At 38.2% G+C, this 1,895-nt stretch carries 3 protein-coding genes; all 3 read left to right on the top strand.

Features of this window, described 5'->3' with window-relative positions:
* Nucleotides 1–420, top strand: a 420-nt coding sequence (locus DZ54_RS25065) for a UvrD-helicase domain-containing protein (protein ID WP_164831620.1), incomplete at its 5' end; no start/stop codon positions are given.
* A gap of 158 nt (nt 421–578) precedes the next feature.
* Nucleotides 579–737 carry a hypothetical protein gene (locus DZ54_RS25350; protein WP_164831619.1) on the top strand — a complete coding sequence of 53 codons (159 nt, stop codon included), beginning with the start codon at nt 579–581 and terminating at the stop codon, nt 735–737.
* A gap of 97 nt (nt 738–834) precedes the next feature.
* Nucleotides 835–1,599 (top strand): hypothetical protein, encoded by a 765-nt coding sequence (locus DZ54_RS0116700; protein ID WP_025675335.1) that lies wholly within the window; start codon nt 835–837, stop codon nt 1,597–1,599.
* The last annotated feature ends 296 nt before the right edge of the window (nt 1,600–1,895 follow it).

The raw sequence follows: 1,895 nt of genomic DNA, 5'->3' as shown, positions 1-1,895 counted from the left end.
TCTGTTCTACAGATAAAAGTAACAAAAGGCGCTGTGATCTCACGAGTATCAAGGCTGTTCAAACACATTTATATCGATGAAGTGCAAGATTTAGCTGGTTATGATCTCGATATCATTAAGCTTTTATTAAAATCAGATTCATTAGTAACTCTTGTGGGAGATCCAAGACAAGTAACATACTTAACTCATCACTCAAAAAAATATGGGAAATATGCAGACGGCAATATAAAAAAATTTGTTGAAAATGAATTAGGTAAAAGAATCTCTTGTGAAATTGACACAACAACTCTAGCCGCTTCACACCGGAATAATCAAAAAATATGTGACTATTCAGGTAAGCTCTATCCAAGCTTACCATCTCCGAACTCTTGTAACTGTGATACATGTAAGCTAGATGTTGAACACTTAGGGTATATATAATAAAACCATCACTAGTTGAGGATTATTTAAAAAAATATAATCCGCTGCAGTTAAGATGGAGTTCCTCAACAAAGACAAATCCCAATTATGAGGTTCAAAACTTTGGTGAATCAAAAGGTTTAACCGCAGATCGAGTATTAATATATCCCACAAAAACAATGAAAGAGTGGATCAAAAATAACAACCATAAATTAAAAAATGAAGTTCGAGCAAAACTTTATGTTGGAATAACAAGAGCGCGTGCTAGTTCAACTATCATAATGGACTATGATGAAAACGATCAATTTGATGGCATAGAAATATATACTGGTGGTTAAAACTAGCCCAGACGTGTAACAAGTGGTTCCAGGTGACGCCTACGGCGCACCTGAACCAAGCGTTATGTGCCTGAGTGAGTTAGGAGTCATTTGTTAAATGAGTATTCAGTTGAAGCTGATTCAGTTTAGAAAGAAAATTAGGGTAAATAAGAAGAAAGTAATTGAAGCAATAATTGCAAATCACTCCGCAGACATATGCATAATTTGTGGTTCTCAAGAGCAGTTGACGAGAGAGCATGTGATTCCTCAGTGGGTCTATAATCGTTGTACAAAACGAACATTCAACACAACGACTAACTGCGCTTCTCAAACGTACAACAAGACGACGCTACCGGCCTGCAAAGATTGCAATTCGAATCTGCTTGGCTACTTGGAAAGGCATTTGAAGCATGAATTTGAAAAAAATTATGTGAGCAAGCAAGAGTTCTCTCAAGAGACCTTAGAGTTAATCGTTCTATGGTTAGAAACTTTAGAGTACAAATTCCAAGTTCTTGACCTTAGAAGAAATCTAAACAAGGTAAAAGGCGCAGAATACATACCTTTTATTGGCAAAATGCCAATAGCAATGTTTCAAGATCCTATGGATACAAGCCCTTCAAAAGTTTTCTCGAATCTTCGTTCTGCATTGCAAGTATTAAGCGTGAAATCAAAGGTTAACAGGCTTAATTCTCTTTGTGTTATCCATACTACAAACAAAGATTTTCACTTTTTCCACTCTACAAATAACTTTATATTTATTGAGTTAGCCGAGTTTGGGGTCGCGTTTTTCTATTTTTACAAGCAAGAGTTTGAAAGTTACAACGTTGCTGCCGAGACAGCAATGAGAATCGTCCAAGAAAATTACGATAAAACAGGCACATAACAAACTGTTTAAGAGGGATTCGCAACGCGTGGTCATTTTCACTATGCGTTGGTTTTAGTGTTTAAGGTGGTATGCGGCGGCTTTTGTATTGCGTTACTCACCCTTAACAGGGCGTTATGTCTGAGGGATCCCCACTTTTTTTCACCTGAGCTCTCCCGCTGCCATTGCCTTCAGCCCTCCAACCGCTAAAGCCAGATCCCTCACTCTGTACCCATATCCTTCTCGTCCAACCAGCTCCCTCCCCAGGAAAAAATAGGACAGAACCCGGCGGGTTCGAATGGTATTAGCCTGAAAGA

Source organism: Salinivibrio socompensis S35, from assembly GCF_000513715.1.
In the GTDB taxonomy this organism is placed as follows: Bacteria; Pseudomonadota; Gammaproteobacteria; order Enterobacterales; family Vibrionaceae; genus Salinivibrio; species Salinivibrio socompensis.
Note: the sequence above shows the minus strand (reverse complement) of the source record. Positions and strands in the feature narration are given on the sequence as shown.

Coding starts and splice junctions, on each gene's coding strand:
- DZ54_RS25350 (WP_164831619.1), top strand. CDS start 579: ATGAAAGAGTGGATCAAAAATAACAACCATAAATTAAAAAATGAAGTT.
- DZ54_RS0116700 (WP_025675335.1), top strand. CDS start 835: ATGAGTATTCAGTTGAAGCTGATTCAGTTTAGAAAGAAAATTAGGGTA.